This window comes from Curtobacterium sp. SL109 (genome assembly GCF_026672405.1).
Taxonomy (GTDB): domain Bacteria; phylum Actinomycetota; class Actinomycetes; order Actinomycetales; family Microbacteriaceae; genus Curtobacterium.
In genome coordinates this window covers 2173877-2193132 of record NZ_JAPPRB010000002.1, presented here as the reverse complement: position 1 = coordinate 2193132, position 19256 = coordinate 2173877, and the positions used below count along the sequence as shown (strand labels likewise).

The following is a 19256-nucleotide window of genomic DNA, read 5'->3' as shown; positions in this document are numbered from 1 at the left end:
TAGCGAGAACGGTCGCGTCCGCCGTCTTCAGGAGCCGTTGCCAGCCGGGCCGAGCGGGGTCGTCCCGAGGCCTGGGACTAGCTGTCCAGGAGAACAACCCAGATCGTCATCAAGACTCCTACGACAGTGGTCAGCGCCATCGCGCTCCAGAACCACGGGGCACCTGGTCGGCGGAGCAGGCTCCCTTGGCCGAATCCGTACTCGCGAACCGTCAGTACCGCGGATCGCACGAAGAGGCCGAGCGCGCCGAGTAGGACGAGCACGAGCGCTGACCAGGTCCACCAGGAGAACTCCATGGCGTCAGACTGCCGCAGACAACGCGGCTTCGCATGGAGAGCGTTCGCTCGGTGGTCGGCATGCTCGACCGCGTCCGGCATGCCGAGCCACGTTCGGACGGGCTGACCGCGTCTCGTGCAGACCCCATGGCTCGGAGACGTCGGTACGGCGCGGGCTCGGTCAGCGGATCGTGCCCAGCGCAGACGCAATCCGACTGATCGTCCGGCGCATCGCGTACTCGTCCTGCGCCGGCTGGTCGTCGGCCACCCACAGGTGGACCGCTCCGGGCCCCTGTGTCCTGGGTGCGAGGTGGACCACGATCCCCCATCTGTACGCGACACCGCGCGGCGTGGGCTCGCTGAACACATCGAAGCCGAGCACCTCCGAACGGAGGGCGATCGGTGTCCCCTGCCCGTCGTTGCGCGTCGACCAACTCGTGATCCCCGTGGGATCGAAACCGAGGTCGCACGGGAACGAGACACGCAGCCTCGGGCTCCAGGCCGAGAGGTCGGTGGCCGTCGTCTCCGTCGCATGCGCGGTGACGAACGCGGTGCCGGGATGAGTCTCGGCCTTCTGCCGAAGCCGCGCCCGCCGGCGGTGGTTGACCTCAGTGGTGACGCAGGCAACGCCGAACACGAATGTGATGAGGATGCCGAGACGGAGCTCGGTGGACAGGGCCCGTCCCCCGTCGGTGCCGATCAGGACCGCGACGGCGATCGTCGCGACTCCGAAGGCGACGGTGATGGCGGCGAGGAGGATCGTCGACGGGCGCACGGCTCGACGATGCCAGAACTCGACGCGCCGTGGAATGCTCGCACGCTCACAGTGAGCACGACGTCAGCGGACTGAGAACCGGCCGATCGACGATCGACGATCGGCTACCGGGACGCGATGCGACGTTCTCTTGCCAACGACGAGCTCCGTGAACGCCTACGAGCCGGTGCCTTCATCGCTGCAGACCCGCTTGAGCAACAGCGCCCGCCTCTTGTCTCATCACCGGCGATCGGTCACACTGCCTCATGCCCGCCGCGCAGTCCGTGAGTGCCACCCGGCCCGTCAGCAGTCGCTTCCGCACCACGGCCGCAATCGTGGCTCACACCGTCGCGTCGGCCTTGCTCGTCACGATCGCCGCTCAGGGCGACCTCGAACAGAAGCTCAGCGCCAGCACGACCCGTTCCCTTGGGACCCACGCACCACTCTTGGCTTTCGCCGTCATAGCCGTGCTGTTCGTCGTCCTGTCGACGCTGGTCGCGCGCACAGGCCACGATGACACAACTCGGCATCGCGCGATCGTGCACACCAGCATCTTGGCCCTCGCAATCGCGACAGTTGCACTCGCAGCGTTCGTCAACGTACATACGCAGGCGTTCCTTCTTGGTTGGCCAGGCGCTCCAGATACCTCGCCGTGGTGGAGCAACGCGATCCTCAGTACCTACACCACGTCTGGCTGACCCTCCCCGGCTCCGGCAACACGCTGAGTACCGAACGGCAGCGCACGATGTCACGATCTCGCACAGGCCGGAACAACCCGTTGACTGCACCTGCCGGGCGCTTCCCCCGCTCGATGCGGCGACCGACAGCGGATCGGCTACCGACGGGGAGCCACTGCACCTAGTCCTGTCGCTTCCTGCGCCGACGTGATCAGGGCCTGTCGTCCTCGAACTCCCAGTACCCCAGCCGGCTGAGCTTCTCTCCGACCTCGTGCCAGTCCCGTCCCTCCACCTCCGTGAAGAACCGGTCGATGAAGGACCGAATCTGATGCGGGTCCCACCTGGCTACGACCACCATGTGACGCTCGTGAAGCGGACCCCACTGGTACAGCTCCTTCGCCAGGGATGCGGGGCTGCGGACGCGCAGTTGGAAGGATTCCTCCCCTGGTTCGCTGACGGGTCCGGCCATGACGGTGATCCAGACGTCGACGTCGTCTGGATCCTCGAGCACAACGTCGTCGAGGGCTTCACCGTCGTTCGTCGAGACAGACCGCACCTGTGCCTTCACGGTGTCATCTTCGCGCACGCCACAGCCGCTGGCTCCTGTTCTGGTCGACGATCGGCTACCGGGACGGACCTCAGGGAGCTGACCTGGAAGAACGAAGGCACGACGCAGTGCCCCGGTCCCTACAGCACCTGCGTCGCCCTCCACATCTCGAGCGACCGGTGACCCTGCCCGGTCAGCAATAGGCTGCCGGACGACTGATTCAGCGCTTGCGGAGCAGACGCATGATCACCGCAACGATCACGAGGACAGCGACGCCCGCGAACCAGAGCGCTGGGGGAATTGAGTTGCCTCGATTCGAGATCACGGCAAGCAATGAAGCAAGCGCTACTGAGTCCATCTGTTCAGGCTAGCGATCACAAGGTCCTGGCTTGAGCTTCAAGTTCGGGTGAGCGACGTCACTGTCGAGTCTGTGTCCCGTACGACGGTCGGCCACCGGACGGTCCGAGGAGCGCATCGTCGCGTCTTGAACGCACTACGTATCGGGATACGCACGCGTGTCCACATACGAACAAGACCTCACCGCTCAACGCGTCGCCCTCGAACGACTCGGCGTCCTTCCTGCCGACATCCATACCGACCATGGGCTGACCGGCACGAACAGAGCTCGACCAGGGCTCAGCGAGGCCCTAGCTGCCTGCCGCGACGGCGACACCCTCGTCATCGCGAAGCTGGATCGGCTCGCGAGGTCGCTCCGCGACGCGAAGGACATCATCGACGAGCTGACCGCGAAGAACGTCAAGCTCAACATCGGACGGTCAGTTCACGATCCAAATGACACCGTCGGCAGGCTGCTCTTCAACGTCCTGGCGATGGTCGCGGAGTTCGAATCGGACCTCATCCGTGCGCGGACCAAAGAGGGCATGCAGATCGCGCGAGCGAAGGGCCACTTGAAGGGCCGACAACCAAGCTCCGCACCGTGCAGCAGCGACATCTCCTTGAAGAGCACCGAGCCGGCACGCACTCGGTACAGGAGCTCGCTGAGCCCTTCGCCATCGGCCGAGCCACCGTCTACCGCTGCATCGAGCGGCAGTCCCATCTCAACCACCAACCGAACCGGCATCCGCTCTCGGACCTCGTCCGAGAGCGGATCGCTCATCGACACTGAATACCCCATGCCCGTCGGTAGCGTTGAGGCATGGCCCACGACCGCCACAAGCCGTACCGGACAAGCATGATCGACGTGGACGGCGGTGCGTCGCTCCACTGCGAAGAGTCGGGCGCCGAACACGGCGTCCCCGCGCTCTGGCTCCACGGGGGGCCCGGAGGGTCCCTGGGCAGCGGCTGGTACCGCACCCACTTCGACCCGTCCCGCTACCGCCTCATCGGGATCGATCAGCGCGGCTCGGGCAGGAGCCAGAGCCCGGACAGCGACCACGCCGACACGATGGCTTGGCAGAACACCCAGCAGCTCATCGACGACATCGAAGTGGTCCGCATGGCACTCGGCATCGACACGTGGGTCGTCACGGGGATCTCCTGGGGCACCACGCTCGCCATGGCGTACGCACAACAGCACCCGGAGCGAGTCCGAGCGCTCGCGCTCATGGCCGTCACCACGACCAGTCGCAGGGAGGTCGACTGGATCACGGAAGGCGTCGGCCGCCTGTTCCCCGCCGAGTGGGACGCGTTCAACCGCGCGAGCCACCGGCGCCCCGGCGAACGGCTCGTCGAGGCCTACGCACGGCAGCTCGTGTCGCAGGACGCCGCCGTCCGCGAAGCAGCAGCAGCGGCCTGGGATCGCTGGGAGAACGTGCACGTCTCGCTGGATCACCCTGAGATCCGAGACCAGGGGCACATCGGACCTGCGCGACGTGAGGAGTTCGCAAGGCTGGTGACGCACTACTGGAGCAACGACGCCTTCTTGCCCGGTGACCAAGCAGTCCTCGCTCGTCTGGACCGCATCCGACACATCCCGACCACGCTCGTCCACGGGCGTCGCGACGTCAGCGGTCCTGCGGAAACGGCCTGGCGCCTCCACAAGGGCCTGCCGGAAAGCACACTGACCATCGCGGAACGCGAAGGACACGGCGGCCCTGAGCAGAGCGAAGCACTGACACGCGCGCTCGACCAGCACGCCAACTGGGCCTGAACCGGCAGGGGCAGGCTGCGCCCGTTCAAGGATCGGGTAACGGACGCGGAAGGTCCGTCAGAGCGGTCAGTCGCCAATAGAGCGCCCAGCCTGGCAGTGAACCGAAGAGTGACCAGCGGAACAGCATCGCGGGCCGGGCGCCTCCAGCCAGAGCACGTCAGGCATAGAACAGCAACTCCCACAGACCGACGAACCCCAGCACGATGGACGCCGCGCATGTGGCCATCGCCAGCACGGTGACTACTTGGAGGAATAGCCACTCGGCACGGATCTCCGACGACAAGCGAGTCGTCAGCAGTGTCGCGGCGAATGAGACCGGCAGGCCGGCCATCCGCACGACCGCCTCCACGGCTGCAGCGCAGGGCTCAACAGCGGACGGCGCGGGGTACGCCGGCCCGACCTGTTTCGGCGTCCAGGTCACCTACCCCGCGAACGCCGACGACGCCCGCAGACACTCTCTCCGCCGCACGACTTCGACCGTGCATCATCTTCTCCGTACCCTGACGCCATGACCGACGACCCGATGCGCGACCTCATCGAGGAGGCGACCACGACCGTCGCAACTGGCGGCGACATGAGGCGAGCGGTCGGCCTCATCAGCCTCCTGTCCCTCGTCACCACGAGCGTTGCTGCGGTGACGGCTGGAACCATCGCCCTCGTCGTGTTCCTCATCATCCTGTCGCCGTTCGCCTTCCTGCTCGGCTTCGGACTACTGCTCGGCTGACCGGGATACGAGACCGGGGTGAGTCCGGTAGCGGATCGGCTGTTGGTACATTCATCGACGATCACAGCATCTTCGATCGCTGCGATCTACCCTGTCGAAATGGTGGCATCTCGGGACAAGGCCGCAATGAGTCGTCCGCGCCGAGCGGCGCTTCCTGCTGGAGTAGTCCTCGCTGGTGCGGTCTTCGCGGTCGGGATGTTCAGCCTCGGGAAGATCAGGTACAGCTCCGTGAGCTGGGAATCGGTGGGTGTCGCCTCGGGGGTCGCGATCCCGCTGGGAGTCGCGGTGGCGGCTACCGTCGCCCGGGTTGGAGTGATTGTGAGGAACCGTGCGGAAGATGAATGCGTGGCGCATCCGGTCCGCCGTGCATCGGTCGTTGTGGGAGTACTGGCCTTCGTCACTGCCGCTGTCGGCGGTCTGCTGTTGACGGTGGGTGGTTGGCAGCTTGTCCTGCCGGCGGCAGCCATCGTCGGTTGCCTGGCCGCGGGATGCGCAGGATTTGTTCTGCGACGACCAGGAGCAGACGCTCGAGACGACGAATCAAATCGCCACGGCGCAGCGGACGCCCGGTAGCCGATCCGTCACCGGCCGGTTCGTGCACCTTGAGGACGAGTCGAGGATCGGGCGATCAGGTTCCGGTTCGGCGGCGTAGGTAGAGCCCCATCATCATCGCGAAGAGCCCTAGTGACGCTGCGATAGGCAGGAGCACCAGCAGGGCGACGCGGACGATGAGGGAGCTGACAACTAGAACAACGGCGATGGCCGTGCAGATCGTTACGCTCCGTGCCCACGTCGCCGCTTGTCTCGGGGTCATGGGTAGATGTTCGCCTGGTCTCGGCCGCTCGGCCGCTCGGCCGCATTAGCGGATCGGCTATTGGAACGGCCGATGCTCGGTTGTGCGATCAGTAGCCCCGGCGATAGAGCGCTTGGAAGACGAACACCCATGCGATCAGAAGGACCAGCCCGATCCCACCGACCCACTTCTCGGCAGTCCCGCCGTCGAACAACGCCCAGAAGCACAGCAGGGCCAACAGGCCGGTACCGGCCGCAATGGGGATGCGGTACGCCGTTGTCCAGGTCCTCGCGGCAGGTCGGTGCGAGTCATCGAAGTCGGTCATGATGCGAGCGTATGGGCCTACTTGTCGCATCGGTACGACGACGTTCGAGAGATGCGGTCTCACGCCACGGGTGAAGCGTCGCGTGGGATCGGCGTACGGACGCGATCACAGCTCGAAGCGCAGCGAGAACCACGACCTCGAGAACGCCGGTAGCCGGTCCTTCTGCGGACATGGCCGTCGGGCCACCCGACGAAGGATCAGGTGAAGATGCCCTGATGCGCGAGCTCCCAGAGCATCGCACCGCCCGCAATCACTCCCCCTACCGTGGCGAGCACATTCGAGAGCCGATTCGTTGGCTCCGCTGAGCCTTCAAGCTTCCGATAGAAGGCGTATCCGATCGCTGCCATCAAGAACGCGGCTCCGATCACGAAGACGACGACCACCTGAACGGGAACCATCATGAGGACTACTTTCTCCGTCGCCGGATCGACAGTGCAGCGCCCACGATCAGGATCACGACCACCGCAGCAATCCAGATCTGCGGCGGCAGACCGTTCGATGCGCCCGGCGGGTTCACGACGGCCAGCAGTCCTGCGGGTTCCACGTTCCCAGCCTGGAGAATGCTCTGCGTCTCGGTAGCCGATCCCCCACCGGACAGACTTGAAACAGTGTCTGACACGCCAACTTCAGGGGCCGGCGCAAGAAGCTGGCGCGACCTGCAGATCAATGAGCCGGTGGCCGGAGCCCGGTAAGCACCAGGGTGAGAACCCGGTGCCATGCGTCTGTAGGTGCGGGCGGATTCATGACGGAGACGACTGCAGCACAGACCGCTCGAAAGTCAGCGAACGAGAAGTCGTCACGGACGAGCCCCTGGGCCTGGTCGGCGGCGATGAGGGCACCTATGGGCCCCTCCGACTCCTCGATCGCGAGGCGGACCTCGTTGCCGAGTCCTGTTGCACTGCCCCGCAGCGCAGCACGCAACGCTCCGTCCTCTGCGGCGCTGGCCATGTACGCCTCGAGCAGCGTTCGCACGCGAGAGCGCCCGTCGCCCTGCTCGCCGGCGAACCGAACAGCATCGTCCGCGAGTCGACGAATGCGGAGCGCGGCGATCGCGTCGACGAGGGCCGCCTTGTCAGGAAAGTGCCGGTAGAGCGTCCCCACACCAACGCCAGCATCCGAGGCGATCTGCTCCATCGACACTCCAGTGCCCGAAGCGCGAAGAAGCACCGCGGCATGCTCCGTGATCCGCTGGCGATTGCGCTCCGCATCCGCTCGCATCGTGCCCCTTCCTCCTGCAACGTCTGAGGCGTACCGTATCAAACGGAAGCATGCTTCCGTTTACGAATTGGAGACCCCATGAACGCCCCAGCCGAACTCATCGTCGAAGCTCACACCGACACCAGCCGGGCGGCAGTCGCCGTGCGCGACGGCAGGATCGTGGCAGTCGCCGCGGATGCCGTCGGCGTCGATGCACTGCACGGCACCTGGCGCGGCGACTCCACCTCCGTCCTCCCGCAACACGGGGTCCTTGCTCCGCTCTTCATCGACACGCACAACCACCTCGCGTTGGCATCTCGGAACGTGCTCGGAGTGCCCATGCACGACGTGCGAACGATCGACGAGATCCTCGATCGCATCCGGGAACGCGCCGCGCACACTCCGGCAGGATCCTGGGTCATCACCGCGGCGGACTGGCACGAGATGCAGCTACAGGAACGCCGCTTCCCCACCGCAATCGAGCTCGACGAGGCAGCACCGGACCACCTCGTCCTGGTGCAGCGTGGCGGCCACAACGCCGTCCTGAACAATGCAGCGCTTGCTGCTGCCGGCGTCACCGCAACCTCCGGCGACGTCGCTGACGGGTATGTCGCTCGGGCCGACGACGGGACGCCCACCGGGCTGCTCCAGGACGGTGCGCTCACCGCGATGCAGTCAATGCTCCCCGAGGTACCGCAGGAGGACCTCATCAAGGGGATCGAAGCGACGAGTCGCACCTACCGGGCAGCCGGCGTCGGCGTCGTCCGGGACCCAGCCGTGTCCGTGGAGGAGTGGGGCGCGTTGCAGCGGGCCCGAGCAGAGAACCGGTTGCACGTCCGAGCGTTCTCGATGATCTTCTCCCCCTCTCCGCTCATCGCTGCGGCTGGCTCGATGGATGCTTACCTCGACGGACTCGAGGCAAAGGGAATCCACCCGGACAACGGTGACGACCTCCTCCGACTCTGGGGCATCAAGCTCGTCGTCGACGGCGGGGTCGAGGCCGCCGCGCTGCGCGAGCCCTATGCCGACCGGCCGGACTTCACCGGCACCCTGCTGATGACGCCCGACGCGCTGACGGATGCACTGCGCGCCTGCGTCACCCGCGGATGGCCCGTCGGCACCCACGCCTGCGGAGACGTCGGAGTCGACGCGTTCCTCGACGCGGTCCAGCGGAACGTGGACCGCGGCATCCAGCACGAACACGGCCAGGTCGTCATGGAGCACGGCGCCCTCATGGACGCCGACCAGATCGCGCGAGCAATCGCACTCGACGTGCACATCACCGCGCAGGAAGCTCTCCGAGATGGGCTCATCGCACCGTTCGTCGAGGCATGGGGACAGCAGCGGGCCTCCGCGATGTTCCCCTGGCGGGAACTGCTCGACGCTGGCGCATCCGTCAGCGCCGGCACCGACCACCCCATCGGCCCCCTCGACCCGATCACTGGCGTCCTCGGAATGACTACCCGACGTACGACGCTTGGGGTCCTCGGCGCCGAGCACGCATGCACCAGAGATGAGGCGCTCGAGCTTTACACGCGTGCGGGCGCGGCGCTCCTTGGGCACGACCTGACGGGAACAATCACGGTCGGAGCGCCAGCGGACTTCGCCGTGTACGCGGTTGACCTGCGTCACGCCCCCGACGAAGCGCTCGCTGGCGCCCACCCGACCCTGAGCGTCCTCGCCGGTGAAGTGCTTCACCACCAGGAGGTTTCTCGATAGCCGATCGGCTGCCGGGACGCCGTTTGACCCGTTAGTTTCAGGCAATGGGCGAGATGAGACTGTCAGGCCAGCTCGTGTGTGCCACTGAGGAGGAATCTCGTCGAGTTCGCGAGCACCTCCCGGAACACACTCGGCTCACCCGGGCCGAACCAGGATGCGTCGCCTTCGAGGTCGCCCCGACCGAGAGTCCGTTGACGTGGTCCGTCGAGGAACGGTTCGAGAGCCGCGACGACTTCGACGCTCATCAGGAGCGAGTGCAGTCCAGTGAGTGGGGTCGAGCTACTGCCGGCATCGAACGCCGGTACGTCGTTGACGAACTCGACCGATGAGCCATCGGTCAGCGAGATCGCGTGGAAGGTCTCGCACTGGTTCGGTACCGACGTGGGTCAGGGCGCTGGTACACGGTCATCGAGAGGTCGTCATCCACGCCATGCACCCGCTCGGCGTGTGTGTCTGGGTGGGTGGGCTCGTCGCCGTCATGCTTCTCCGCGCCCGACCGGCAGCGGCAGGATGGAACCATCCGGGCGCTGCCGGACACTCCAGGGCATGAGGACCGGAAGCGGCGACGACGCCGAGGACTGGGCGGCTGCAGCCCGCGGCGACGGCGAGGCCTACGGCCGCGTCTTCGACCGCCATCGCGACCGAGTACGACGGCACGCCGTGCGGCTGGTGCCGCCCGAGGTGGACGTCGACGACGTCGTCGCGGTGGTGTTCCTCGAGGCCTGGCGTCGGCGGCGAACCGCTCGGCTCGTGGACGGCGACCTGCTCCCTTGGCTGCTCGTGACGGCGACGAACGTAGCGCGGAACGCCACCCGGGCGACGATGCGCCACCGACGCCTCCTCGCGACGCTGCCGCCCGCCGAGCACGCGCCCGACCCCGCCGACCGACACGACGACGGTGCCGCCGTCGCGGCCTTCCGTCGGCTGGCGGTCGCCGACCAGCAGGTCCTCGCACTCTGTGTCATCGCGGGGCACCGCGAAGCCGAGGCGGCTGCCGTGCTCGGCGTGCCGATCGGGACGGTCAAGTCCCGCCTCTCCCGCGCTCGGAAGCGCCTCGGCGCCCAGTTCACGGAGCACCCAGCCGTCCCGACGACCAGCGGAGGACACCGATGACCACCACACCTCGCGACCGCGCCCTGCGCGCCCTGCTCGTCGACCGCGTCGAGCGGTCTGTGCGTCGCCGCCGCTGGCTCATCCCCACCGTCGGCGTCGGCGCGTTCGTCGTGGCGGGCGCACTGACCGCCGGGGCCCTCGTCGGGACCGGGCTCCTGCAGCAGTCGCTCGCGCCGGAGGACGCGGCCGCCCTCGTCGCGACGGGCGCGGCCGGTGACGTGACGCTGCTCGGCGCGCCGGTCGTTCGGGTGTCGGACGGTCCGACGAGCCTCACGCTGCCCGAGCGGCCGTCCGGTGCGCAGCACGTGGCCGTCGGCCTGCAGTGCGCGCCGACCGGCACCGCGTCCGTCGCGGTCGCCGGCAGACTACCGACGACCGCGGACTGCGGCACCTCGGTCTCGCTGCCGGTCGGCGCGGACACAGCAGGTCGGCCGACCGTGCGGGTCGAGCACGACGGGCCGATGACTGTCTGGGCGTCGTGGGCGCGCCCCGACCCGATCCCGGGGCCGTCGCCCGAGCAGCAAGCCGCCCTCGAAGACGGTGTCGTCACCCGTCCCGAGTACGTTGCGGCCTGGGACCGGTACGTGGGGTGCATGCGAGCATCCGGGCACCCCGTCGACCTGGGCCCTCTGCAGCCCGTCGTGTTCGTGAGTGGGATCCCGACCGAGGCCCTCCAGGCCGACAGCCGGTGCGGAGCGTCCGAGCTCCTCGACGTCAACGCGATGTGGCAGAACGAGCACCCGGACGCGGAGCCGTACACGCCCGCTGCGGGAGCACCGTACGACCCGGCGACCGACCCCGAGTACGCGGGCTAGGTGCCGGCGGCCGCGTGGTCGATGCGCCCAGCTGCTGCTCTCACGGAGATGCGTTCGGGGGGTGGGGCCGGTGTTCCTCCTGTTGCTCTCGCATCTGGGGAGGCACCGGTTCGTTCAACCAGGTGACCGGTAGTCGATCGCACATCGGACGCCATCCGAATGGGATTCTGGTGGTTCCTCCCGTGGCGGCGACCTTGGCGTCGTGTGCCCGGGTCAGGGTGCGAGCAGCGCGATGAGTGCGCTGATCGCAGGGATCGCTTGGGCGGCGAAGCCGGGGAGGCGCTGCCGCCGGCGATCGACGGCGAGGAGCGCGCCGGCGGCGGCGATCATGCTCACTGCTGCTGCGACGAACAGGGCTGTACCGTTGGCGGCGCAGCCGGCGAGCAGGAACAGCGAGCCGGTTGCTCCGACAGCGCCGAGCAGGAAGTTGTACACGCCCTGGTGGAAGGCCCACAGCCGGACCGCCGGCACCGCAGCGGGAGCAACGCCGAGCATGCGTTGCGTCTCGGAGTGCTGAGCGAACAGGATGCTCTCCTGCACGAACATCCACCAGTGCATGGCTGCCGCGGAGAGCATGACGAAGTCCGCAAGGGGATGGGTCACGCCTGTTCCGGCCGGTAGGCGGCGAGCACCCCCGGGACCCCCTCGGCGAGCATCTTCCGTCGCACATTTCCGAGCAGTTTCGCCATCGCGAACCCACCGAGGCCGGTGAAGCCGGTGTGGTGCCAGGTGAATCGCGTGCCAGTGGGCACCTGCTCGAGTGTGTAGGTGACGGTGGTGACGTTGTCGGTGTCCTCATCGCCCTTCCACGTGTAGACCATCGATCGTGGCGCGTCGATCGCGATGACCTTGCAGTACACCACCCCGGCCCAACCCATCGTGGGCTTGCCGACGAACGTGAACTCTGTGCCGACCGTGGGCTCGAAGCCCTCCGGCCGTCCGCCCTGGCCGGTCGTCGTCCACTGCCTGACGTACGTCGGATCGGTCAGTACCTTCCAGACGTCCTCGATCGGGTAGCTGTAGTCGTGCGCGATCATGTACTCAGTCATCGGTGCTCCTGTCCTCGTCCCGCGAATCTACCTACCGGTAGGTAGAATGTCTACCTCACGGTAGGTAAACTGTCGGCATGAGGGCACCACGACAGACCGGAGCGGCCAGGACTTCGGGCGCCGACACTCGGCAGCGTGCGCAGGACGTAGCACTTCGGCTCTTCACACAGCGAGGGTACGAGGGGACATCGCTGCGCGACATCGCTGACGAGCTCGGGATCAACAAAGCGTCGTTGTACTACTACTTCGACGGCAAGGAGGGGATCCTGCAGTCTCTGTTCGAACAGCGTGGCGATGAAGCGGAGGATCTGCTCACTTGGGTGCAGCAGCAGCCTTCTGAGCCGGCGTTGCTCGAGGTGGCGGTGCAACGGTGGGTGGGCTCGTTCACGGTGGAGAAGCTGCAGGGGATCCGTTTCCTTGTGGCAAATCCACTCGTGCTGCGGAGTCTGCCAGCGGGGGCGGCGCGGATCGGCAATGACCTGAATGCCGTCGCGGATGCGTTGGCTGCGCTCCTCCCGGATCCTTCTGACGAGAACGTGCTCCTGCTGCGGATGGGCTTGCTCGCGATCAACGCGGCGGTGCAGGCAGCCGTGAAGACGGACCTCGACGACGCGGCGATCGTCGCAGCAGCAGGACGATCAGCAACCGCGCTCGTCCGGATCGCATCCGAGGCCCCCGTTCATCCACCGGCTGCAGGTGACCGACACCATCGGTGACGCCCGATCGACGATCGCCTCTCGAGTCGACAGATCCGCCAGATGAGCCAGGCGACCTCAGGGCCCGCTGCTCCCTGAGGTCGCTGTCGCTGTCGCTGTGGCTCGCCTACAGGAATCAGTTGCTGCAGTCAGCCCTGGACGCGAGTGTGTGGATCGAACCGCTCGCGCGCGACCAACGGCGTGACCCCGAGGGCACGAGCGATGTCAGCCCATGAACAGCCCGCTTCGAGGGCTTCCTGGACGCGGACGTGCTGGTCGTGTTCCATCTGCCTGGTGGTGCCGATGTGGTCGAGGAGCGCCGTGGATACTGCGGCAAGCGTTGTGAGCGCAGTGCTGATGGAGTCGTGGCCGAGTTGCGCGGTCTGAGCGGTCATTGATGTCCTTCGTGATGCTGTCGTTGTGGGCTTCCGACGGTTGTCGGCTGGTCGTCGTGCGCATGGAGTCACGGGGTTGAGGACCAGAAGGCCCTCGAGCTCCACGAAGTCGTGTGACCTCGTCTGGGTGAACGAACTGGTTACTGGGTCCCAGGTGAGGGTGTCCGCGCTGCTCAGTGAGATACGCGTGACCCCGTGGACCGCGTGCAAGGTCCCCTCCCCGTCGACGACCTGGTTGGCAGCGTCCACGGTGACGGCTGTACCCGCGGCGATGCGCACGTTCCCGGGGATGGTCTCGACCGGGGTCGCGATCTCACCCGCGACGGCCAGCGTGCCGTCGTTCCGGTCGACGAACGCTCCGAGGGTCCCTGCGACGATGAGCCGCGCGCCGGTCTCGACGATGAGTGTGCCCCGAACGCTCCCGTGAACGAACAGGGAACACCCTTCCTTGACGGTCAACCCGTTGCCGAGGCTCCCGTTGATGACCAGGTCCTCCCGTGCAACGAACGGGAACGGGATGTTGCCGAAGATGGTCTTCACGCGGCCTGCTCCCTGGAACGGCGCTGACGAACGTGACGGTGGCCCTTCGAGGGCACGGGCGCCGTCATCCCCGCATCCGCCGACGGGCTCGGCAGCATCGCTCACCCGCGGGCCTGCGTGATCAGGTCCGCCGCACGCTCTGCGATCGCCAACACGGTGGCGTGCGGGTTCACGGACACCCGCCCGGGGATCACCGAGGCATCGACCACGCGCAGGCCGATCACGCCGCGGACGGAGAGGTCGACGTCGAGCGGAGCATCGGGCGCCTGCCCCATCCTGCAGCTGCCGTAGGGGTGGAAGTACGTTCCGGCGGTCCGCCGTACCGCTTGCTCCAGTTCGTCATCGGTGCTGGCGTGGCCGGGCACCAGCTCCTCACCACGGAACGGAGCCAGGTGGGGACTCGCGATCACGTCGCGTGCCGCTCGGATCGCGGCGACGAGCACGGAGGCATCGCTGGGGTCGCCGAGGATGTCCGGGTCGATCAGGGGCTGGCTGCTCGGGTCGCTGTCCCGGAGCCGTACCGTTCCTCGGCTCATCGGGTCGATGACGTTCAGGACGAAGCCGAACCCGGGGAACGGGGGTGCCCCGGCGGGCTTGAAGCCGCTGGCGAGCGAGAGGAGCTGCACGCGCGCGTGGGGCTCGTCCGCTGTCTGCAGCAGTGCGCTCACCTCGGCGAACTGTCCGTGCGAGGTGGTCGCGGTCGATCCCGGCCGCAGCACGAGCGGCTGCTTTGCATGGTCTTGGAGTCGTGCGCCGACCCCGGGTGAGTCGACCGCGACCTCGATGCCCACCTCGCCGAGGTGGTCGGCCGGACCGATACCGGACGCGAGGAGGATGCGGGGTGAGCCGATCGCGCCGGCGGCGAGGAGGACCTCCCGTGATGCACCGATGAGTTCAACGCCGGTCGGGGTCGCCGCCTCCACCCCGATGCACCGGTCGCCGCTGAGCGCGACGCGGACGACGGAGGTCGCGGCGCGCACCGTGAGGTTGGGCCGCGCCAGCACGGAAGGGGGCAGGTAGGCGTCCGCGACCGTCTCGCGCCGTCCGTCGACGATCATCAGGTCGTGCACCTGGGCGTCGTGCCACAGGCCGTCGTCCTTGAGGGCCGCGACCAGCGCGGACGCGAACGGCGTCGCGGACACTCCCTGCTGACCCGCGTGCACCGACGGTGTGGCCGGTGTCTGCCCGTCGCCGAGCCCTCGAACGCGTGCGGCACACGGAGCGAGCGCATCCGCGTCCCAGCCCATCGCGCCGTTGGCGACCCAGTCATCGAGGTCCGACGGCAGGGTCGGGAGCAAGATCATGCCGTTGATGGCGCTCGATCCCCCGAGGACCTTCCCGCGCGGGTAGGGCAAGGACCTGCCTCCGAGGCCTGGCTGCGGGACGGTGGACGACCCCCAGTGGATCTCCGGGATCACCTGGTCACCCCACGCCGACGGGTCCCGCATCAGGGCCGGCCCGTCAGGGTCTCCTGCCTCGATGAGCAGGACGGTGACGGCCGTGTCCTCGGAGAGCCGGGACGCCAGGACGCACCCCGCGCTCCCCCCGCCCACGATCACGTAGTCGAACTGATGCACGATGGCCTCCACAGCTGGTCGGTGATGGATCACCGTCGCACCCCGAGAGCGCACACACCTATGTGGAACCACCGACCCCGCGATCGACCACGCCAGCGATCACAAGCCCATCCCTCGTCGCAACAGGCGGTGGCTCATCGCGACACGGGAAGCTCCCCCTTCGCAACGTTCACGAAGCGCGCAGCAGCCGTTCGACATTCACGACTCGAAGCCGACGGACCACCGCTCGATGACCGCGGCGCCCTGCCCGAACAGGGTTATGGCGACGGTATCCCGTCGAGGATGTTCCTGCCCGTTGCGTCCGAGGAACCTGGTGCACTCAGACACCTGCGTGTTGAGCTCCGGCATGCGTGCGCTGGTCGAAGACTGCGTGTCCTGGTTCCGGGATCGGAACCGCGACCCGCGACCCGCGACCCGCGACCCGCGACAGCACGCTCGTCACGAACAGGGTGGACACGCCAGGCGGCCGCCGTTGTAGAGTCCGACTCGTGTTCGGTGCATCCTTGGTAGTCCTCGCAATAGGTCTCGCAGTTTTCGCGTTCGTGATGTATTTCGTGATCCGTACCGCCGTGCTTCACGCTCTGCACAGCCACTACCGCACCGTGCGCCGCTACGAAGCCACCGGTCAGTGGTGGACGTCGTTCGACATCAGCGGACCCTCCCACCAGGAGCCACCGGCGAATTCCTACCTTCCGCCTCGTCGCTGATAGGCCTCAACTCACTACGGCATCGTCGTGAACGTCCCGACCGACCTCGCTGCACGCAGCGTCAACGCTGCTATCACGGAAGCGTTCGCCTCGATCCCCAAGTACCTGAGATGGTCGCTGACATGGGGTCAGGGCGTCGAGATGGCCGCCCACGAACAGCTCAAAGCCGTCGCCTGCACGACGATCCGTCGTATCCCGTTGCAAACATGGCCCCGTCTTACGCCTCGCACTTCCTTGAGAGGTCCGGATGCCGATCCTTCACCGGGCGCTTGGTCGTCTCAGTGCCCCGGTCGCTGCGGTTGGCGGCGGTTGGCGGCGGAGCAGATCGCCGCCTCAGCTCGCGTCGTCACCCTCGCATACCTCTTACCCTGCGCTCGACTACGTGAGGGCTATGACGATTCCGACCAACATCAATACACCCGAACCAATGAACGTTCCAATTGATCGACCAGACATTGACCCACCTCTGCGGAAGTCAACAACCGTGAGAATAATCGCCACGAATCCTACGACTGTTCCTGCGAAAATGAACGCGAGGATCAAGCCTCTGGTCCATGATTAGGTTCCGTTCTTGATGGTCCTGGCGCACTTGTAGGCTTTGCGGACGCCCGAGCCGAAGCTCCCCGTCCCTGACGACCAACCTAGCAAGTGGAAGCGCGCAGGGCGGTTCCGAGATAGTGCCCGCAAGTCGATCCGCTACCGGAAAGGTGCTGCCGGTACACTGCCGACATGGTGGTGTCGCGGTGAGTAAGCCTGAGGGGTCACCGAATCAGCGGTCTTGGCGCAAGACGCGCCGGTGGCTCACCGTCGCGATCATCTTCGGGGCACTCGCGTTGCTCTTTGCGATTCTGGGGCTGGTGGGCACGCCGTCGGTCGGCCATCTGGTTCAACTCGTTTGCTGGGCCATCTACGTGATCGCCTTCTCGCTGGTGGTGAGACGGGAAGGCCGTCGGAGAGGTTGATGGCTGGCTGCCGCCCGGTGAGCCATCGGCTACCGGTCTAAAGGGACGCCCCGGGTCCAGGCGGAGGTGAAACGGACTGATTGGGTCGACGACGCGCAGACCGACGGACAGCGGCAAGTGCAACGGTCGCATTTACTGCTGGGATCCCCGGTGCCATGGACCAGGCGGCGACGATGAAGGCGGTGCGACTTGCGGGGGCTCCAACTCGGACGAGGAGAACCAGAACGGTCCCCGCCATCCCGAGCGCGATGAGCCACAGGACCACAGTCAAGATAGTCAGGGCTAGGGCTGCAAGCCGCCGGCCCGGTTCCGCGGCTCGCGTCGTCATCACCCCATTGAATCAGCCCCCGGCATCTCGATGACCGATCGTCTACCGGGCATCTTTTGGCGAGTTGACTACTCGTAGAACGTCTCACGTCACATCAGGTCTGATTCGTTCCGTGGCTGCAAGCTTTGCAGCCCACAGAACAGGCCATCCCGCCGCAACCCACGACGCCTGTGGCTCGTGTCCAGCACGCCCGAGCCATACGACCTCATCGATTGCTCGTTGCTGACGGGTGAGAACGGCATCGACGACATCGAGCGGTCCCTGCCACTGATAGCCCTCGAGAAAAGCCTCTATTCGTGCCCGGCGGTCGACGCTCGGCGCGAGTCCCCGCAGGCGGAGCCCGTCAACGTCGTCGTCGAAGGGTGTGAACCATTCGAGGGCGTAAGCGACGTCGCTGACTGGCTCGGCCGGGCGTGCGACGTCCCAGTCGAATAGCCCGACCGCCCTGCCATCCTGCCAAGCCATGTTCCGCGGCTGCGGGTCACCGTGACAGATGACCGAAGTGCCCTCGGACGGCACGGCCCATTCAGCCCAAGCTGGCGGCGTCCATGATCGGGTGGCGTCGTGCATTGCGCGGACGAGCGCCCCGGCGGAGGCTACCGCGGTGACGGTCGTCTGATGTGGCCACGCATCTTCGCCGCCATCACCAGCGACCAGACGCACGTACTCGTAGCGCTCGTCGACCGCGAGAGGTTCGGGAACGGGGAGACCTTCTGCAGAGAGATGGCACAACAGTGCGTGGACCGTCCGAGTCCAGGGCTTCCGGGGGCGACGAACGACGTCGCCGTCCACCTCGACCACGCGTTCCGTCATACCCGAAGGGTACGAGTCATGCCGTTGCCCGTGTTCCACTGAAGGATCTATCCCCGGGCACCACATCGTGCCATCAAGCGACAGGGCTTGACCGTCAGAGCCTCGCCAGGGTCCGCCGTGCGTTTGAGTTGAGCCGCTCAAGACCTTCGAGCATCAAGGGACCGTGGTTGGCCTCGCTGCGGAGCCATTCGACAGCTCGCAACGCTGCCTCACGTTCAGTAGCGGAGATCAGACCTTCGGCCCATGCATCGGCGAACTCGTCTTCGTCATCGACCACGAGTCCGCCATCGCGCAAGAACAGCGGATCGAGCTCGAGGTCGTCGAACACCCACCCGGCGCCGGCCTCTCTGGGCGTTGTGGCGATGTCGATGTGCATGACCTACTCCGAGTCGAGCACCCAGTGCGCAACAAACCAGGCCGAGTGGGGAAGCAGAACGATCGAGTCTCGGCCGCGCCCGTGATTGTCCCGCGCGACCTCAGACGTCGAGGTCACCCCGACGCTGTCGACGCCGGTGTGTGTACTGCCAGCGGGTGTGAAGACCCACGTCCCTCGCTGATCAACGGCGACCACGTATCCGCGCCATGACCGCTGACCCGCGGGCCGCTTCCGCTTCCGCTTCCGCTTCACGATCGTCACGACCTCGAGAAACTCTGCCAGGGGAATCATCGGGCCACCCTAGGTGGGGGCGAACCATCGACGCGGCGACTCCGACCTCATTCCGCGTCCGCTAGCCGATCCCCCGCCGGACGCTCTACCGGCCCGCGCGCCCGCTCGGCATTCCGCGGAGTATGGCTCGACGCAACGGGGGTCGTCGTTTGTTCCGGTCGATTCGGCGCCGGTGGGTGGGTCAGAAGTCGCGTGCGGTTTCGGCCGGTCTAATGGGGTGCAGTCTGCCGAGATGCACGCGGCGGACGAGCCGGATCGTCGGTCGAATGAGCATCTGGATGCTTCCGATCAGGAACTGCCACGTTGCCGCGATCGACGTCTGCTGGGAGAAGAACAGACCGCTCCCGACGACAAACCACAGTCCGATCAAGATGTCGTTGAGGATGCTGATGACCTCGTAGCGCTTCCGGATGACGAGTTCGCGGTCACCGATGTGCAGGGTCAGGGGTCCGGAGGGCTTGTCGGCCATCCGGG

The 19256-nt window shown here is 66.7% G+C and carries 22 protein-coding genes and 1 pseudogene; 9 read left to right on the top strand and 14 right to left on the bottom strand.

The window, feature by feature from the left end:
* Positions 1 to 456 precede the first annotated feature (456 nt).
* Complete coding sequence (locus OVA28_RS11870) at positions 457 to 1050, bottom strand: hypothetical protein (RefSeq protein ID WP_268097088.1); 594 nt, start codon at positions 1048 to 1050, stop codon at positions 457 to 459.
* A 314-nt stretch (positions 1051 to 1364) separates the two neighbouring features.
* Here OVA28_RS11870 and OVA28_RS11865 point away from each other — a divergent pair, with 314 nt between their 5' ends.
* Positions 1365 to 1727: a hypothetical protein gene (locus OVA28_RS11865; RefSeq protein ID WP_268097087.1), complete on the top strand. Its 363-nt coding sequence runs from the start codon at positions 1365 to 1367 to the stop codon at positions 1725 to 1727.
* A 190-nt stretch (positions 1728 to 1917) separates the two neighbouring features.
* On the opposite strand, the gene OVA28_RS11860 is transcribed toward OVA28_RS11865, so the two are convergent.
* On the bottom strand, positions 1918 to 2274 hold the full coding sequence (locus OVA28_RS11860) for an Imm8 family immunity protein (protein ID WP_268097086.1): 357 nt from the start codon (positions 2272 to 2274) through the stop codon (positions 1918 to 1920).
* A 494-nt stretch (positions 2275 to 2768) separates the two neighbouring features.
* Here OVA28_RS11860 and OVA28_RS11855 point away from each other — a divergent pair.
* Together OVA28_RS11855 and OVA28_RS11850 are read left to right on the top strand one after the other, a co-directional pair.
* Positions 2769 to 3379: pseudogene (locus OVA28_RS11855) on the top strand (recombinase family protein).
* A 30-nt stretch (positions 3380 to 3409) separates the two neighbouring features.
* Entirely contained in the window at positions 3410 to 4363 is a 954-nt protein-coding gene (locus OVA28_RS11850; RefSeq protein ID WP_268097085.1) for an alpha/beta fold hydrolase, read from the top strand.
* Positions 4364 to 4520: 157 nt separating this feature from the next.
* On the opposite strand, the gene OVA28_RS11845 is transcribed toward OVA28_RS11850, so the two are convergent.
* Complete coding sequence (locus OVA28_RS11845) at positions 4521 to 4712, bottom strand: hypothetical protein (RefSeq protein WP_194661126.1); 192 nt, start codon at positions 4710 to 4712, stop codon at positions 4521 to 4523.
* A gap of 159 nt (positions 4713 to 4871) precedes the next feature.
* On the opposite strand from OVA28_RS11845, the gene OVA28_RS11840 reads away from it, so the two are divergent.
* Positions 4872 to 5087 (top strand): hypothetical protein, encoded by a 216-nt coding sequence (locus OVA28_RS11840; RefSeq protein ID WP_194661127.1) that lies wholly within the window; start codon positions 4872 to 4874, stop codon positions 5085 to 5087.
* A 902-nt stretch (positions 5088 to 5989) separates the two neighbouring features.
* On the opposite strand, the gene OVA28_RS11835 is transcribed toward OVA28_RS11840, so the two are convergent.
* The 4 genes from OVA28_RS11835 to OVA28_RS11820 all read right to left on the bottom strand — a co-directional run bounded on the left by OVA28_RS11835 (position 5990) and on the right by OVA28_RS11820 (position 7423).
* Positions 5990 to 6205 carry a hypothetical protein gene (locus OVA28_RS11835; RefSeq protein WP_268097084.1) on the bottom strand — a complete coding sequence of 72 codons (216 nt, stop codon included), beginning with the start codon at positions 6203 to 6205 and terminating at the stop codon, positions 5990 to 5992.
* A 197-nt stretch (positions 6206 to 6402) separates the two neighbouring features.
* A complete protein-coding gene (locus OVA28_RS11830; protein ID WP_268097083.1) occupies positions 6403 to 6606 on the bottom strand; it encodes a hypothetical protein in 204 nt (67 codons plus the stop codon).
* Between the two features lie 5 nt (positions 6607 to 6611).
* On the bottom strand, positions 6612 to 6749 hold the full coding sequence (locus OVA28_RS11825) for a hypothetical protein (protein ID WP_194659568.1): 138 nt from the start codon (positions 6747 to 6749) through the stop codon (positions 6612 to 6614).
* Between the two features lie 119 nt (positions 6750 to 6868).
* Positions 6869 to 7423 carry a TetR/AcrR family transcriptional regulator gene (locus OVA28_RS11820; RefSeq protein WP_268097082.1) on the bottom strand — a complete coding sequence of 185 codons (555 nt, stop codon included), beginning with the start codon at positions 7421 to 7423 and terminating at the stop codon, positions 6869 to 6871.
* A 78-nt stretch (positions 7424 to 7501) separates the two neighbouring features.
* Between OVA28_RS11820 and OVA28_RS11815 the strand changes: the two genes are divergently transcribed.
* From OVA28_RS11815 to OVA28_RS11800, 4 genes are all read left to right on the top strand, one after another.
* Positions 7502 to 9121 (top strand): amidohydrolase, encoded by a 1620-nt coding sequence (locus OVA28_RS11815; protein WP_268097081.1) that lies wholly within the window; start codon positions 7502 to 7504, stop codon positions 9119 to 9121.
* A gap of 44 nt (positions 9122 to 9165) precedes the next feature.
* Positions 9166 to 9450, top strand: a complete 285-nt coding sequence (locus OVA28_RS11810) for a putative quinol monooxygenase (RefSeq protein WP_194661132.1) — start codon at positions 9166 to 9168, stop codon at positions 9448 to 9450.
* Positions 9451 to 9667: 217 nt separating this feature from the next.
* Entirely contained in the window at positions 9668 to 10234 is a 567-nt protein-coding gene (locus tag OVA28_RS11805; RefSeq protein ID WP_268097080.1) for an RNA polymerase sigma factor, read from the top strand.
* Positions 10231 to 11049 (top strand): hypothetical protein, encoded by an 819-nt coding sequence (locus OVA28_RS11800; protein WP_268097079.1) that lies wholly within the window; start codon positions 10231 to 10233, stop codon positions 11047 to 11049. Before OVA28_RS11805 ends, OVA28_RS11800 begins: the two co-directional genes overlap by 4 nt.
* A 213-nt stretch (positions 11050 to 11262) precedes the next feature.
* Here the strand turns inward: OVA28_RS11800 and OVA28_RS11795 are convergent, their stop codons facing one another.
* Positions 11263 to 11652 carry a DUF1304 family protein gene (locus OVA28_RS11795; RefSeq protein WP_268097078.1) on the bottom strand — a complete coding sequence of 130 codons (390 nt, stop codon included), beginning with the start codon at positions 11650 to 11652 and terminating at the stop codon, positions 11263 to 11265.
* Positions 11649 to 12098 carry an SRPBCC family protein gene (locus OVA28_RS11790; protein WP_268097077.1) on the bottom strand — a complete coding sequence of 150 codons (450 nt, stop codon included), beginning with the start codon at positions 12096 to 12098 and terminating at the stop codon, positions 11649 to 11651. Before OVA28_RS11790 ends, OVA28_RS11795 begins: the two co-directional genes overlap by 4 nt.
* Before the next feature lie 77 nt (positions 12099 to 12175).
* Between OVA28_RS11790 and OVA28_RS11785 the strand changes: the two genes are divergently transcribed.
* Complete coding sequence (locus OVA28_RS11785; protein ID WP_268097076.1) at positions 12176 to 12814, top strand: TetR/AcrR family transcriptional regulator; 639 nt, start codon at positions 12176 to 12178, stop codon at positions 12812 to 12814.
* A gap of 128 nt (positions 12815 to 12942) precedes the next feature.
* Here the strand turns inward: OVA28_RS11785 and OVA28_RS11780 are convergent, their stop codons facing one another.
* The 5 genes from OVA28_RS11780 to OVA28_RS11760 all read right to left on the bottom strand — a co-directional run bounded on the left by OVA28_RS11780 (position 12943) and on the right by OVA28_RS11760 (position 19251).
* The gene (locus tag OVA28_RS11780; RefSeq protein ID WP_268097075.1) at positions 12943 to 13728 is read right to left on the bottom strand and encodes a hypothetical protein; all 786 of its coding nucleotides are present in this window, start codon (positions 13726 to 13728) and stop codon (positions 12943 to 12945) included.
* A 101-nt stretch (positions 13729 to 13829) separates the two neighbouring features.
* Complete coding sequence (locus tag OVA28_RS11775) at positions 13830 to 15305, bottom strand: GMC family oxidoreductase (RefSeq protein WP_268097074.1); 1476 nt, start codon at positions 15303 to 15305, stop codon at positions 13830 to 13832.
* Between the two features lie 2081 nt (positions 15306 to 17386).
* Entirely contained in the window at positions 17387 to 18115 is a 729-nt protein-coding gene (locus OVA28_RS11770) for a phosphotransferase (protein WP_268097073.1), read from the bottom strand.
* Between the two features lie 94 nt (positions 18116 to 18209).
* Complete coding sequence (locus OVA28_RS11765) at positions 18210 to 18491, bottom strand: DUF402 domain-containing protein (RefSeq protein ID WP_268097072.1); 282 nt, start codon at positions 18489 to 18491, stop codon at positions 18210 to 18212.
* A 472-nt stretch (positions 18492 to 18963) separates the two neighbouring features.
* Positions 18964 to 19251 carry a YrhK family protein gene (locus OVA28_RS11760; protein ID WP_268097071.1) on the bottom strand — a complete coding sequence of 96 codons (288 nt, stop codon included), beginning with the start codon at positions 19249 to 19251 and terminating at the stop codon, positions 18964 to 18966.
* Positions 19252 to 19256 lie beyond the last annotated feature (5 nt).